The 14,879-nt window shown below is 73.0% G+C and carries 12 protein-coding genes; 10 read left to right on the plus strand and 2 right to left on the minus strand.

Annotated elements, in window-relative coordinates; translation table 11 throughout:
- The first annotated feature begins 137 nt into the window (after positions 1 to 137).
- The 4 genes from EV384_RS14915 to EV384_RS14930 are packed head-to-tail and all read left to right on the plus strand — an operon-like array spanning position 138 to position 3,851.
- A complete protein-coding gene (locus tag EV384_RS14915) occupies positions 138 to 1,262 on the plus strand; it encodes a glycosyltransferase (protein WP_130333884.1) in 1,125 nt (374 codons plus the stop codon).
- A 29-nt stretch (positions 1,263 to 1,291) separates the two neighbouring features.
- Positions 1,292 to 1,858 carry a hypothetical protein gene (locus EV384_RS14920; RefSeq protein WP_130333886.1) on the plus strand — a complete coding sequence of 189 codons (567 nt, stop codon included), beginning with the start codon at positions 1,292 to 1,294 and terminating at the stop codon, positions 1,856 to 1,858.
- Complete coding sequence (locus tag EV384_RS14925) at positions 1,855 to 3,243, plus strand: glycosyltransferase (RefSeq protein WP_165439942.1); 1,389 nt, start codon at positions 1,855 to 1,857, stop codon at positions 3,241 to 3,243. Before EV384_RS14920 ends, EV384_RS14925 begins: the two co-directional genes overlap by 4 nt.
- The gene (locus EV384_RS14930) at positions 3,240 to 3,851 is read left to right on the plus strand and encodes a hypothetical protein (RefSeq protein ID WP_130333888.1); all 612 of its coding nucleotides are present in this window, start codon (positions 3,240 to 3,242) and stop codon (positions 3,849 to 3,851) included. Before EV384_RS14925 ends, EV384_RS14930 begins: the two co-directional genes overlap by 4 nt.
- Positions 3,852 to 3,912: 61 nt before the next feature.
- Here the strand turns inward: EV384_RS14930 and wecB are convergent, their stop codons facing one another.
- Entirely contained in the window at positions 3,913 to 5,001 is a 1,089-nt protein-coding gene (gene wecB, locus EV384_RS14935; RefSeq protein WP_130333890.1) for a non-hydrolyzing UDP-N-acetylglucosamine 2-epimerase, read from the minus strand.
- Positions 5,002 to 5,489: 488 nt separating this feature from the next.
- On the opposite strand from wecB, the gene EV384_RS14940 reads away from it, so the two are divergent.
- From EV384_RS14940 to EV384_RS14960, 5 genes are all read left to right on the plus strand, one after another.
- Entirely contained in the window at positions 5,490 to 5,783 is a 294-nt protein-coding gene (locus EV384_RS14940; protein ID WP_130333892.1) for a hypothetical protein, read from the plus strand.
- Complete coding sequence (locus EV384_RS14945) at positions 5,731 to 6,180, plus strand: hypothetical protein (protein WP_130333894.1); 450 nt, start codon at positions 5,731 to 5,733, stop codon at positions 6,178 to 6,180. Before EV384_RS14940 ends, EV384_RS14945 begins: the two co-directional genes overlap by 53 nt.
- A 99-nt stretch (positions 6,181 to 6,279) precedes the next feature.
- Positions 6,280 to 7,749, plus strand: coding sequence for a glycosyltransferase family 39 protein (locus tag EV384_RS14950; RefSeq protein ID WP_130333896.1), 1,470 nt, complete (start codon positions 6,280 to 6,282; stop codon positions 7,747 to 7,749).
- A 296-nt stretch (positions 7,750 to 8,045) separates the two neighbouring features.
- Complete coding sequence (locus tag EV384_RS14955) at positions 8,046 to 9,590, plus strand: glycosyltransferase family 4 protein (RefSeq protein ID WP_130333898.1); 1,545 nt, start codon at positions 8,046 to 8,048, stop codon at positions 9,588 to 9,590.
- A gap of 157 nt (positions 9,591 to 9,747) precedes the next feature.
- Positions 9,748 to 11,718 carry a DUF6311 domain-containing protein gene (locus EV384_RS14960; protein WP_242624069.1) on the plus strand — a complete coding sequence of 657 codons (1,971 nt, stop codon included), beginning with the start codon at positions 9,748 to 9,750 and terminating at the stop codon, positions 11,716 to 11,718.
- 49 nt (positions 11,719 to 11,767) lie between these two features.
- On the opposite strand, the gene EV384_RS14965 is transcribed toward EV384_RS14960, so the two are convergent.
- A complete protein-coding gene (locus EV384_RS14965) occupies positions 11,768 to 12,949 on the minus strand; it encodes a hypothetical protein (RefSeq protein ID WP_242624070.1) in 1,182 nt (393 codons plus the stop codon).
- A gap of 356 nt (positions 12,950 to 13,305) precedes the next feature.
- Here EV384_RS14965 and EV384_RS14970 point away from each other — a divergent pair, with 356 nt between their 5' ends.
- A complete protein-coding gene (locus EV384_RS14970) occupies positions 13,306 to 14,874 on the plus strand; it encodes a glycosyltransferase family 2 protein (RefSeq protein ID WP_130333900.1) in 1,569 nt (522 codons plus the stop codon).
- Positions 14,875 to 14,879 lie beyond the last annotated feature (5 nt).

Raw genomic sequence — 14,879 nt, forward strand, 5'->3', positions numbered from 1 at the left:
GCATGTTAACGTCAATCGGTCTGGACAAAACGGCAGGGAAGGTTCGGGTGCCTGCATCATCTGACCGGGACGTCGCTGTTCTCACCCCTTGGTACCCGACGCGGGAGCTCCCGTTCCGGGGTGCGTTCGTCCGAGCGATGGTCGACGCCACCGCCCCCGGCTGCGACCGGATGACCGTCTATCACTGCGACGCCTGGGTGGCCGCGCTCGACGAGCCCGCCGACCGGGCGGTCCTCGCCGCGCACCGCGCGCTGATGCCGCACGCGCTGCCCCGCAACCCGACCGTGGGCGGGGCCGAGCTGGTCTTCGTGCCGGTCCCGGTACCGCGCGGCCAGGGGCACCCGGAGATCGCCGACCGGCACGACGTGGCGCTGCGCTCCGCCCTCGGCGGCCGCCCGATCGACGCCCCGGTGGTCCACGCGCACGTCGGGCTGCCCAGTGGCTGGGCGGCGATCCGCAACGCCCGTCCCGACGCGAAAATCTTCGTCACCGAGCACGCCAGCTTCCTCGACAAGGTGCTGGAGACACCGCGCGGCCGGGAGATGTACGACGAGGTGCTGCACCGCTGCACCGGCTTCCTGGCCGTCGGCGAGGGGGTGCGCCGGCCGCTGGTCGAGGCGTTCCCGCACCACGCCGAGCGGATCGGCGCGATCTCCAACCCGATCGCCTTCGACCAGCCGAGGCCCGAGCCCGTCACCGAGCTGCGCCGCTGGCTCTTCGTGGGCGCGCTCTCCGAGCTCAAGGGCGTACCCCTGCTGCTGGAGGCGTTCGCCCGGTGCCGGGCGGACGACCCCGCGCTCACCCTCACCCTGGTCGGTGAGGGGGTGCTCCAGGCCGGCCTGACCGCGCGGGCGGCCGAGCTGGGGGTGGCCGACGCGGTCACCTTCACCGGCGCGATCCCGCCGGACGAGGCGCTGCGCCTGATGCGCCAGCACGACCTGCTGGTGCATCCGAGCCGGAGGGAGACCTTCGGCGTCGCGGTGATCGAGGCGGTCGCCGCCGGGCTGCCGATCCTGGTCACCCGCTGCGGCGGCCCGGAGCGGACGCTGGCCGGCGTCGAGGATGCGGCCGGGGTCATGATCGACGTGACGGACGATCCCGAGACCATCGTGGCCGGCTACCGGACGCTGCGTTCCCGGCTCCCGCACGCTCTCGACTCTGCACTCGCCCGCAAGGTGCTGGCCGACCGGTACGGGTACAGTGCGGTCGCCCGCACCCACCACCGTCTCTGGTTCTCCGACGAGGCGGCCCCGCCGGCCTGAGCCGACGCGACCACAGCTGATGGAGTGAGATGCACGTTCTTTTCCTGTCCGTCGGGGGGACCCGACGGCGCGCGGTGGTGGAGGAGTCGGCGCAGGTCGTCGCCGACGGCGGCGCGGCGACGGTGGTCGTGGACCGGGCCGCGACCTGGACCAGGGAGACCTTCGCGTCGGGCGTGACGGTCGTCGAGCTGGCCCGGCTCGAGCAGCGCCAGCCGGCGCTGCGAGTCGAGCAGGCCGTGCTGTACAAGGCGCCCCGCAAGGTGCTGCGGACGGTCGGCCGTGGTCCACTGCGCCGCCTCGCCAAGCGGGCGGAGAAGTCGTACGAGCGACGGATCGCCGCACGGGCGCACCGGGCCTTCCTCCGGATGCGGGGTGACGCCCGTCCCAGGCTGGTGGACGCGCTGGTCCGGCGGGGTAGGCCGGTGGACGTGTTGGTTGTCACGGATCCGGTGGCGATGCCGTACGCCGCCCGCCTGGTGACCGGCGCTCCCGCCGCGTCGGCGCCGAGGGTCTGCTTCAGCTACGACTACTCTGGTGAGGGGCCGAAACGTCAGCACCGGTCAGTTCCGGATGCCGTCCAGGGGGACAACTCATGAATCGGACGCGGGAACCGCGCCGACCACGCATTCTCTACCTGTCGTTCTACTTCCCGCCGTCGCGGGCCAGCGGGGTCTACCGCGCCCGCGCCACCGCCAACTACCTGGCGGCGCACGGGTGGGAGGTCACGGCGTTCGCCTCGCCGTTGAAGTTTCTGCACAAGGTCATCGGCTCGGTGGACGAGCAGCTCGCCGAGACGGTGGACCCGAGCATCCAGGTGGAGCGACCCAACCTGAGCCACTTCGCTTGGGAACGTGACCTGCGGCACTTCAGCCGGTTCCGGGGCATGTCCCCGATCCTGGCCCGCAACATCTACAACTTCGGGCTCAAGAAGATCTTCCCCGAGCACTACCTCTCCTGGGCTGCCGCGGCGGTCCGCAAGGCGCTGAAGATGCACGCCCGGCGCCGGTTCGACGTGGTGCTGGCCACCGGCAACCCGTTCGCGTCGTTCGCCGCCGCCTGGGTGATCCACAAGATCACCGGCGTGCCGTTCGCGGTCGACTACCGGGACGCCTGGACGCTGAACATGTTCACCGAGGAGGACGCGTACGAGCCGGACCACCCGGCCTGGAAGTGGGAGAAGCGCATCATGCGCGACGCCTCCGCGTCGATCTTCGTGAACCAGGCGCTGCGGACCTGGTACGCCGAGCGCTACCCGGACTCGGCGGACCGGATGATGGTCGTGCCGAACGGCTGGGACCCGGACCTGCTCACCCAGCTGGAGCCGGGCGGCGCCACGACGCCTCAGGACGACTCCCGCCCGCTGCGCTTCAGCTTCCTCGGCACCATGAACAACACCCAGCCGGTCGAGCAGCTGGCCGAGGCCTTCGAGCTGGCCCGCCGCCACCCTGACCTGGCCGACGCCGAGCTGAACATCTACGGTCACCTGGGCTATTTCAAGCAGAGCCAGGCCGAGCTGATGGGCCGGCTCGGACTGCCCGGCGGGGAGCATGGGCGCTCCGTGCCGGACACCGGCATCCACTACCGCGGCCCGGTCTCCAAGACCGAGGTCGGCGCGGTCTACCAGGACAGCGACGTCCTGGTCTTCCTCGCCGGCGGTGCCCGGTACGTCACCTCGGGCAAGATCTTCGAGTACATGGCCAGCGGCAGCCCGATCGTGTCGGTGCACGCCCCCGGCATCGCCGCCCAGGATGTGCTCGCCGGCTATCCACTCTGGTTCAACCCCAACAGCCTGGACGTGAACGACATCGCCGAGGCGATGATCGCCGCCGGCAAGGCCGCCCGGGACATGTCCCCGGAGCAGCGGGCCGTGGCCCGGGCGCACGCCGCCACCTTCACCCGGGAGGCGGTGACCACCCCGCTGGAGGCGCGGCTGCGCGGCATGGTCAAGCGGAGCGTCGCGGGTGGAGGGACGGCATCGTGACCACCGTCCAGGAACACGAGGAGAGGTCTGCAGAGGTGGCGGTCGATCGGCAACCGAGAGTGCTGCTGCTCTCGTTCAACATGCGTCCGCACGACCGGGTCGTGGCGCTGGCCGAGCGGCTGCTCGACGAGGGCGCCCGGGTCGACCTGCTGGTGCTCAGCGACAAGAACTGGGCCGACTTCGCCGACCGTCCCGGTCTGCGTGTTCTCGCCCTCAACGGCGCGGAGAAGCGGCACCCGGTGCTGCGGGTCGAGCGGATCCTGGTCACCCGGGCCCCGGAGAAGGTGCTCAACGGGCTCGGCCGGCTCACCGGGGACGGTGCCGCCGGCCGCCCGGTGCGCGTCCTGAGCCGCGGGCACACGCGGGTGAGCAGGGCGTTCCACCGCCGGGTCTTCATGAAGACCTACGCCAACTTCCGGCCGCTGGTGCTGTCCCGGATCTTCGACAAGCGCCTGCCGGCGTTCGGCCTCGACAACGTGGACATGATCGTGGCCTCCGACGCGCTCTCGGTGACGCTCGGTTGGAAGCTGGCCCGCCGCTTCCCCCACGCGATCGCCACCACCTCGCTCGACCCGCCCCCGGTCGCCGAGCTGGCGTCGCGGCCCTGACGGCGCAGACGAATCGGGGGGTGGCCGCAGTCGCGACCACCCCCCGGACGTCGTCTCCGGCTCAGCGGGCGTGCTCGGCGAGGATCCGCACCACGTTCCGGGCCGCCCGGCCGTCGCCGTACGGGGTGCCCCGGGTGGCGCTCGGCGCAGGCCGGGTCACCGTCTCCAGCCAGCCCGACCGGCCCAGCGCGGTCGGGTCCGGGACGAGCCGGTTCCAGCCGTCGTGCAGGGTCTCCACCCACTCGGTCTCCGGCCGCAGCGTGGTGCACGGCCGGTCGAGCAGGTACGCCTCCTTCTGCAGGCCACCCGAGTCGGTCACGACGCCGACCGAGCCGAGCACCGCGGCGACCATGCCGGCGTACGGCAGCGGCCGCCCGACGTGCAGCGACCCGCCGGCCAGCTTGATGCCGTGCTCCTCGGCCCGGGCCAGCAGCCGGGGGTGGGCCAGCAGGGCGACCGGCACGGGCAGGTCGGCCAGGGCGGCGACCAGCATGGCGAGCCGCTGGGGGTCGTCGGTGTTCTCCGCCCGGTGCAGCGTGGCGAGCAGGTAGGGCGCGTCCGGGTCGATCCCCTCGGGCAGCTCGGGGCGGGGGTGCCCGGTGGCGAGCACGGTTTCGCGGACCCGCAGGCAGACGTCGACCATCACGTCACCGGCCAGCACCGCCCGCTTGGCCAGCCCTTCGGCGGCCAGGTGCCGCATCGCCTCCTCCGTGGGGGCGAGCAGCAGGTCCGCGCAGTGGTCGGTGAGCACCCGGTTGTGCTCCTCGGGCATCTGCCGGTTGAACGAGCGCAGTCCGGCCTCCAGGTGGGCGACGGGCAGGTGCATCTTGACCGCGGAGAGCGCGCCCGCCAGCGTCGAGTTGGTGTCGCCGTAGACCAGCACCCAGTCGGGCTTCTCCTCGGCCAGCACCGGGTCGAGGGCGGCCAGGGTCCGGCCGGTCTGCACGCCGTGGCTGCCCGAGCCGATGCCCAGGTGCACGTCCGGGTCGGGAATGCCCAGACCGGAGAAGAAGACGTCGGAGAGGTCCGCGTCGTAATGCTGGCCGGTGTGCACGATGACGTGCTCATGGTCGGTGGCGGCGAACGCCGCTGCGATCGGCGCGAGTTTGACCAGCTGCGGCCGGGCCCCGACGATGCTGACGACCTTCATCTGGATGGTTCCTCCGATTTTCCTGTCCGCGGTCGGCCGGTGCGGCCCCAGCGCCCCCAGTTCACCGCATCGGCCGTCGACGACCGTCGGCACCCCGCTGACCAGGAGTCAGATCGGGCGTGGTGTCCGTCTCGTCGGGTTGGAGGCGGCTTAGGCTAACACCGCGTCGTCCTGCCGCACGGCGGCAAGGCCGCTCTCCCCGAGAGCATGAGGACCGCCCGTGGCCACTGAGCGACAGGTTGTCGCCGAACCAGCTACGGGAGGCCGTCCTCCCGTAGCCGACAAGCTGCGGCTGAGGTTTCCCGGGCGGCCGCGGCAGCTCGTCCTCCCCGCGCTGGTGGTCGCGTACGTCGCCGCCCGGACGAGCATAGCGGCCCGGGCGGAGCCGTTCCGCACCTTCGACTCCCGGTCGTACGCCGGGATGCTGGATCGACCCGATCCCACCGCCACCCTCTCCTTCACCGGGCACGCCCCGCGACTGTGGGGGAATGGGCCTCCTCACGTTCGGACTGCTGGCGATCTGGGTGCGGACCCGCTCCGTGGTCGCCGCCGCCGCGATGCCGGTGACCGCCCTCTGGTGGATGTTCACGCGGCAGGACGTGCTGCTGTTCGTCGGGCTGGTCCTGCTGGTCCTCGCCGGGCTCGCCCGACGCAGCCGTCCGCATCGGCGGGCGGTGGTGGCCGGGCTGACGTTCCTCTACCGGACGCGGGGTGATGGACGACCGGCGGATGCGGCTACGAAGAGCTCGGCATGCCGGTCTGCCCGCCGCTGGAGCGGGTGACCGCCCAGACCTCCTGGAACGTCCGCCGGGTGGGGCACCCGTACCGCGGCTGGCGCTGGCGCTGGCGCTGCTCGCCGCCGTCGGCCTGCTGGCACTGCTCGCCGGCTCGGCCGCCGGGGCGTGGCGGCACCGACGCCGGCTGATGATGGCCGGCGTGCTCGGTATGGCGGTCAGCCTCGCCAGCCTCGCCAGCGTCGTGGCCAGCCTGATGCTGTCGGCGGGGGAGTTCGGTCGGTTCGGCATCCAGGAATCGCTCTACCTGCGGATCAGCCTGCTGCTCCTGGTGTTCGGCGCGCTCGACGCGGCGCTCGACCGGGTGGCGGAGCGCCGCGTGGGACACCCGGCCGGACCGGGCCGGCGGGCCGAGCCGCCGTGGACATCGACGCAGAGTGGTTGACGTTCCCCGCTGCCCAGCTCGGTCCCCTACAGTGTTCAGCGCCGAGTGACCGGTGGTGCTGGTGGGTCGGCACCACCATTCGATGACAGGGGAGCTGACGTGGACGAACGGCGCGCTGACGACGTGGCCGCAGGCGGCGACGGGCAGGGCGGGTCCGTCACCACCGTGCTGGCTGCGTCCCGCCCGGAGGTCAGGGAGGCGGCCGCGCCGCGCTGGCGCTGGTGGCCGGTGCTCGCAATGGCGGCCGTCGGCGCCGGCCTCTACGCCTTCTGGTGGTGGAGCCAGACCCTGCCGCCGCTCGGATGGGGCTATTTCGCTCGGCGGCCCATCTACGGAAAGTTCATTCCGATCTGGGACGAACTGGCGCTCTGGGTGATCCCCGCCGGTGTGTTGCTCGCCGGAGTCGCCTGGCTGATCACCTCGTGGCGCCGCCTGCCCACCTGGGCCGCCCTGCTCCTGGTGGTGCTGGCCGGGGCGGCAGCCGCCACCACGATCGCCCTGGTCCGGGGCGAGGTCGGCGACCTCACCCGGGGCATCTCGACCGGCCCGAAGTCGCCCTACTACACCTCGGATCTGCACTTCGTCTACGAGCTCGGGCTGCGCGACTTCGTCGAGCGGCACGCGGAGCTGAGCGAATTGTTCCACTCGTACAACTCCCGGACCCACCCGGCCGGCGTGCTGGTCTTCCTCTACCTGCTGTTCCGGATCTTCGGCGCCTCGCACGAGATGTGGATCGCTGTCGTCATCGCCGTTGTGGCGTCCAGCTCGGCGGTCGCTACCTGGCTGATCGGTCGCACACTCGGCGGGGAGCGGGCGGGCCGGATCGGCGCGGTGCTGTTCGCTGCCGCCCCGGGGCCGCTGATGCTGGCCTACAGCAACCTCGACACCGTCTTCGCGGTGCCGATGACCATGAGCGTGGCGCTCTTCGTGCTCGCCGTGCACCGGCGATCGGTGCCGGTCGCGGCGGCCGCCGGTGCGGTGCTGGGCCTGGGCACCCTGATGACGTTCGCCACCTCCTTCATCGTCATCTCGGCGGCGGTGGCCGTGGTGATCCAGACCGGGGTCCGCACCGGGGCGCGGCTGCTCGGCGCCGCCGCGGCCGGCGGGGCCGCCGTGCTGGGCCTGGCCTGGCTGACGCTCGGCTTCGACGTCCTCGCCTCGTACCAGGCCTCACCCCGGGTCTCTGGCTACTCCACCACGTACTGGATGGTGGCGAGCCCGGCCGCGTGGCTGATCTACGCCGGCCTGCCGCTGGCCGCCCTCGGGGTCGCCGGGCTGTTCCGCCGGGTGCCCGGCGCCCGCCGGCCGCTGCTCCTGGTGGTGCTGGTCCTCTTCATGGTCCTGTGGGCCGCGCTGCCATCCGAGCTGACCAAGCTGCGCCCCGGCGAGGTCGAGCGGACCTGGACGTTCCTGTACCCACTGGTCGCCGCCACGGCCGGGCTGGTCGTCGACCGGTGGACCGCCGGGTTCGGCCGGCGCTGGCTACGTGGGGCCGTGGTCGCCGGCCTGGTGCTGCTGTCGGTCGGACAGGCGGTGTTGATTCAGGGGCTCTACAACAACTTCTTCTGACCCCTCGCCGGGAACCTCGCCCGTCGAGTCGTGTCCGACGTCACTGAGCTGCAGAGACGCGGTGGCAGCGGACGGACGGCGACGGGGCGCCCGGCCGAGGGTGAGGCGGCGGTGGGTGGGCGCTGTCCTGTCGTAGACTCGCGGAGGCTCGTTGGGCGGGGCTCCGCGCCGAACCTGGCGGCCGCGCTCCGGTACGAACCACTCCGAAACGCACCAGAGCCCGCAGAGAGGCGGATACGGGCACGATGGCATTTGACGGGGCTGCCGCCCGGCCACACGCGCGTGGTCGGGTCGTCATGTTGGTCGACAACGGGGTCAACGGTGACTCCCGGGTGCAGAAGGCCGCCCGCTCGGCGGCCGACGCCGGCTGGGAGGTCATCCTGCTCGGCCGCTCCCCGGTCGGTGAGGAACGGCACTGGCAGCTCGGCGAGGCCCAGGTCCGCCTCTTGAAGATGCCGAATCCGCTGGCCAAGCGGCGGCACGAGTTCCGCAGGGCCTGGCTGCGCTGGCCGCTGGCATACCCGCCCACCGGGATCGCCGCCCACCGCGCGCAGGCGGTCAAGGCGTGGCAGGCCGACCTCGCCGTGCGGCGGGCGCAGCTCGCGGTCGCCGGCCGTGGCGGGCTGCGCGAAGCGGCGCTGACCGCCCAGGAGCTGGCCGCGAAGGCGACCGGCAGGTGGGTCTCCCTGCGGTACTGGTCGCTCACCAACGCGCGGACCCGGCGCAAGCTGCGCAGCCCGTGGGACCGCGCCTACACCAGGTTCTGGCAGACCGTGCAGGGCGACCGCGCCTGGCGCCGGCTGGAGCCGGGGCTGTGGGACTACGAGCTGGCGTACGGGCCGGTGATCGACGAGCTGGCGCCGGACCTGATCCACGCCAACGACTTCCGGATGCTGGGCGTGGCCGCCCGGGCGAAGATCCGCGCGGCCGCCGCCGGGCGGGAGATCAAGCTGGTCTGGGACGCTCACGAGTTCCTCCCCGGCATCAAGCCCTGGCAGGACAACGGCCGGTGGCTGCCGGCGCACCGGGCGCACGAACGGGAGTACGCCCCGTACGCCGACGCGGTGATGACCGTCTCGGACGGCTTGGCCGAGCTGCTGCAGCGTGAGCACGGGCTGACCCAGACGCCGGACGTGGTGCTCAACGCCCCGGCCGCGGACCACGGCGAGCTGGTGCCCGACGCGCCAGCGCCTGACCTGCGGGCGCTCTGCGGCGTCGGCCCCGACGTGCCGCTGCTGGTCTACAGCGGCGCCGCCGCCAAGCAGCGCGGCCTGGACATCATGGTCGACGCGCTCCGGGAGCTGCCCGGCGTGCACGTCGCGCTGGTGGTCAACAAGCCGGCCGGCCCGTACGTCTCGGGTGTGCTGGCCCGGGCGGCCAAGCTCGGCGTGGCCGACCGGGTGCACGCGCTGCCCTACGTCGCGCACTGGCAGGTGGTGCCGTTCCTCTCCGCCGCCGACGCCGGCGTGATCCCGATCCACCACTGGCCCAACCACGAGATCGCCCTGATCACCAAGTTCTTCGAGTACTCGCACGCCCGGCTGCCGCTGGTCGTCTCCGACGTGAAGACGATGGCGGGAACGGTGCGGTCGACGGGGCAGGGCGAAGTGTTCCGCGCCGAGGATGTGGCCGACTTCGTCCGCGCGGTCCGCGCGGTCCTGGCCGACCCCCAGCGCTACCGGGCGGTCTACGACCGGCCCGGGCTGCTCGAGGAGTGGACCTGGGAGGCGCAGGCGAGGGTGCTCGACGGGGTCTACTCCCGGCTGTTGCCGGGCCGCCCCGGCCCGGTGCCGGCCACCCGGCGGGCGCCCGAGTCGACCCCGGTCGGCGCGGAGGCCTGACCGCCCCTGGCATGTGGGTCTGGCACGGTCGCCGAGGTCGGGGTGCGTCCCTTGCCCGTGGATCCCGCCAGGTCACCGACATGGCGTCGATCGCGGGAGGTGGGCGGCGGAGAGGCCGTCAGGGCGCCCGCCGGTCGCTTTCGTAGACTCTCGCCTCATGACCGCCCCCGGCGCCCGCGCCCATGACCCTGTCCCGTCCCACGGCGCCGCGTCGGCGCCCCAGGGCGATGCGGACGCGACCAACGCGACCGTCACGCGGACGGACGAACGCCCCGGTCCGGCGCCGGCCGGCACCAGCGACGCCGTTGCCGGGGGCACCGCCGCCGCGGGGCCGGCCTCGACGCGCGGGGACCGGACGGCCGACACCGGCAGGGACGCCGCCCTCGCCGAACCTGCCGCGCCGCCCCGCCTCCGGCGGGTGGATCTTCTGGTGGCTCTGGCCTACCTTGCCGGGGCGCTCTGGGTGACCGCCCGCGGCTGGCTCGACGTGGACGGCCGGTTCCTCGGCGCCCGCCCCGACGACCAGGGCTTCAACGAGTGGATGCTGGCATACGCGGCGCACGCCGTCAGCCAGCTGGAGAACCCGTTCTTCACCACGCTGCAGAACGCCCCGTCCGGGGTCAACCTGATGACCAACGTCGGGCTGCAGCTCCCGGGCCTCGTGCTGGCGCCGTTCACCCTGCTCTTCGGCGCGCCGTTTTCCTACCTGCTGTTCATCACGCTGAACCTCGCCGGCACCGGCTACGCCTGGTACCACGTGCTCTCCCGGCACCTGGTGGCCTCCCGGGCGGCGGCCTTCGTCGGCGGGCTGTTCTGCGCCTTCGCCCCGGCCCTGGTGTCGCACAGCAACGGGCATCCGCACATCACCGCGCAGTGGCTGGTGCCGTTCATCCTCTGGCGGGTCGTCCGGCTGGCCCGCGGTGGGCACGTGGTCCGCGACGGCCTGGTCCTCGGCGCCTTCGTCACCGCCCAGTTCTTCGTCAGCCTGGAGATCCTCTTCCTCACCGCGCTGGGCTGCGCGATGGTGGTCGTAGGCTTCCTGGTCGCCCGCCCCCGGGAGGCGCTGCGCCGGGCCCGCCCGCTGCTCGCCGGCCTCGCCGTCACCGGGGTGCTGGTCGGGCTCGCCGCCGCGTACCCGCTCTGGATGCAGTTCGCCGGGCCGCAGCACCGCGTCGGCCACCCCGGCAACCCGGACGCGTACGCCCTCAAGCTCGGCTCCTACGTCCGCTACGCCACCGAGTCGATTGCGGGCAGCCCGACCAGCGCCTCGGGCTGGGCCCCCAACGCCACCGAGCAGGCCAGCTTCTACGGCTGGTCATTGCTCGTGCTGGCGCTGGCTGCCGGCTGGTGGCTGCGCCGGGAGGTGGTGGTCCGGGTGCTCGCCGTGGTCGCCGTGGTCTCGGCGGTCCTCTCTGTCGGCACCACCTGGACCTGGGACACCAGGCGCACGACCGTCCCCGCCCCGTTCGCGCTGGTGGACAACCTGCCGGTGTTCGACTCGATGGTGGCGGGCCGGTTCGCCCTGATCACCACCGCCGCCCTCGGCGTGCTGCTGGCCGTCGCCGGCGACCGGGTCGCCGCCCCCGCGCTGCGGGCGCAGCCGGCGGGCCGGCTGGCCGGCGGGCTCGCCGCAGTGGTGGCGCTGGCCGCCCTGCTGCCGATTCTGCCGACCCCGCTGCCGGCCACCGGCCGGCCCCCGGTGCCGGATTTCGTGACCAGCGGCCATTGGCGGGAACACGTGGCCCCCGGGCGGACCCTGGTGCCGGTGCCGGTCGCCGACATGACCTCGCTGCACTGGAGCACGGCGGCGCTGGCCGACTTCGCCGTGCCGCAGGGATATTTCCTCGCGCCCGCCTCCGCCACCGACCCGACCGGGCGGTGGGGCGTCGACCCGCAGCCGACGGCGAAACTGCTCACCGCGGTCGCCCGCGGACAGCGGGACACCGCCGTCAACCCGGCCGACGTCGCGCAGGCCCGCGCCGACGTGCGGTACTGGAAGGCGGACGCCGTGGTGCTGCCCCGGACCCACCGCCGGGCCGCGCTGCGGACCGTGCTCGACGCCCTCTACGGGCCGGGCCGGCAGGTCGACGACGTGTGGCTCTGGGACGTCCGCCCGTACAGCCGCTGACCGCCCCGGCGGTCCGGCCCGGGGGCGACCCGGAGGCGCGCCGGGACCGTCACGGCGAGTAGGTCCAGATGATCAGCAGGTGTCCACCCAGGTAGGCCGAGACGACGGTGAGGGTCGCCAGGACGGTGACCGCCTTCGCCCGGCCCGCCCGGGCCAGGGCGACGGCCACCGGCAGCAGCAGCGGGAAAGCGGGCAGCAGGAATCGAGCCTTCGCATGGTAGTACCCGGCGGCGCCGAGGGTGGTGATCAGCAGCAGGCCGCTGTAGAGCAGCAACTGCCACGGTTGCCGGTCGAGCAGGCTCAGCACGAAGAGCGCGACCGCCAGCAGCACCACCAGGGTCACCACGTACAGCGTCAGCGCCGACGGGTGGGCGAGCACCTTTCGCGCCACCGTCACCGTGTCCGCCCCGAAGTCGAACGTGGTGCCCCAGCCAGCGTCCTGGATGTGGAACCAGCCGTCCGGGCGGCCCGTGCGCCAGCCGACCCAGGCCAGGTAGCCCACCCAGCCGGCGGGCGCGAGCACCAGCGCCGCCCACGGCCGCCAGCCGTTCCGACGCCGCACGACGGCGATCAGCGCGGCCAGGCACACCACCGCGAGCAGCGACGAGGCCGTGGGCCGGGTCAGCCCGGCGAGGAGGCAGAGCACCCCGGCGGTGACCCAGCGGGCGCGCAGAAGGGCGTAGAGGCTCCAGGCGGCGAAGGCGGTGAAGATGCCCTCGCTGTAGCTCATCGACTGGACGATGCTGTGCGGCAGCACGCCCCAGAGCACGGCGAGCAGGAGGCCGACCCGGCGGTCGTACAGGTGGGTGCCGATGGCGAAGAGCGCCCAGGCGGCGGCGAGCGCCGCGACCCAGGCCACCACCAGCGCGGTGGCCCGGGCGCCGAGCGGGGTGAGCGGCTCCAGCGCCCGGATCAGCCCCGGGTAGAGCGGGAAGAACGCCATGTTGCTCTGCACGCGCTCGTAGCTGTCGTACCCGTGCTGGGCGACGCCCAGGTACCAGGCGCCGTCCGACTTGGTGAGCAGGGCGGCGGTGCCCTTGCCGGCGCTCCGGGCCCAGAGGAACAGGGTCAGCAGGCCGATCAGCCGGACCGCGAGGTAACCCGCGAGGGCGGGCAGGGCATCCTGGGTCGCGGCGCGCAGCCGCTTCGGCCACCCGGTCGGGCGGGGCGACGGTGTTGCCCCGCCCAGGTCCGCTGCGGTGCGCTGCTCCGGGCCGCGCTCGTTGGTCATCACCACGTCCATGTGTCTGTGTCCTGTCCGCGCCGCGGTGGGGTGGGGTGGGTGGTCCACCGCAGGGCGTCGGCACCGCCCCTGGCCAGCGGTGCCGGCGTAATCACCTGACCGGGAACCGGATGCAGGGTAGCAACCGGCGCGCCGGGGCGGGGAACACCGACGGCGCTCCCGCTCCCGCCCACGCGCCTGTCGTAGACTCGCTCGGGTCCGCTGGTGACGACGCCGGGCTTGGGACGGAGACGGGCGGTAATGGGATCTGACGGCACGACCGCAGGGGTGGACACCCGGGGATGGGTCGCCATCGGGGTCGACAACCGGACCGACGGGGACTCCCGGGCGCGGAAGGCAGAGGCGTGACCCAGCCGGACGTGACGGTCGTCGTCGCGGTCTACAACACGATGCCGGACCTGACCACCTGCCTCACCTCGCTGGTGGAGCAGACGATCGGTCTGGACCGGCTGGAGGTCGTCGCGGTGGACGACGGTTCCACCGACGGCGGCGGCGCGGAGCTGGACCGCTTCGCCGAGGCGTACCCGGGCACCGTCAAGGTGCTGCACCAGGCCAACTCCGGCGGCCCGGCCGCCCCGAGCAACCGGGCGCTGGACCATGCCACCGGTCGGTACGTCTTTTTCATCGGCGCCGACGACCACCTCGGACCGGAGGCACTGCAGCGGATGGTGGACGCCGCCGACCGGTGGGGCTCCGACGTGCTGCTCGGGCGCACCGTCGGGGTCAACAAGCGCTACATCCACCAGGAGATCTTCGACCAGACCTGCCCCGAGGTGGACCTCTTCACCTCGGCGCTGCCCTTCTCGCTCTCCAACACCAAGCTGTTCCGGCGGGAGTTGGTCGAGAAGTACGGCCTGCGCTTCCCGGAGGACATGCCGGTCGGTAGCGACCAGCCGTTCACGCTGGAGGCCTGCCTGCGGGCCGGGCGGATCTCCGTCCTCGCCGACTACGACTACTACTACGCGGTCAAGCGGCTCAACGCCGGCAACATCACCTACCGCAGCGACCACCTGGCCCGGCTGGACTGCGTCGAGCGGATCGTGCACTTCGCCGCCGAGCAGATCGAGCCGGGTGACCGCCGCGACGCGGTGCTGCGGCGGCACTTCGCCTGGGAGATCGCCAAGCTGCTGCGGGCCGACTTCCTCAAGCTGGGCCGGGACAGCCAGGAGCGGGTCCGCAACGGCGTCGGCAAGCTGGCCCGGCAGTACCTCACCGACCAGATCCGCGACCAGCTCGATGTCACCTCTCGGATCCGGATCGGCACCGCCGCCCACGGCTCGCTGGGGGACCTGCTCGCCGTCATCCGACAGGACGTCGATGACGGCCTCCCGCCGATGGTGCTCCAGGGCGACCGCTGGTTCGCGGTCTACCCCGGCTTCGGCGACCCGCGTTCCGGCCTCTCAGACGAGTGGTTCGAGCTGACCAACCCGTCCGCCCGGTGGCTGGCCCGACTGGACACCGTCTCGGTACGGATGACCGTCGACGCCGACGGGGAACGGGTGTTGGCGGTGACCGCCCGCAGCCCCCGACCGGACCTGTCGGAGCTGGTCGGCGGCGTCCTGGCCGTGCGCGCCGGCGGGGCCGAGGCCACCGTGCGACCGTTGGGGCAGGACCCGATGGGCACCACCGTGCACGCCACGTTCCGGGTGCGTGACCTGCTCGCCGAGCTCGCGCCGGAGGGTGGTCACCGGGTGGTCCGGGCCTGGGCGGCGGGGGCCACCGGCGACGGCACGCCGCTGCGCGGCCCCCGGCCCCCGGTGGTGCAGCGGGTACTGCACCGCGACGGCGGTCAGCTTCACCTCATCACCGCCACCACCAACCACAAAGGTCAGCTGGTGTTCGCCGCGTCTCCGGTGACACTCCGTCGAATGATGGCCCGCCTGCGGCGCCGGCTTCCGCTAGGAGGAAAGTAGTAGTC

This window comes from Micromonospora kangleipakensis, from assembly GCF_004217615.1.
GTDB classification, from domain to species: domain Bacteria; phylum Actinomycetota; class Actinomycetes; order Mycobacteriales; family Micromonosporaceae; genus Micromonospora; species Micromonospora kangleipakensis.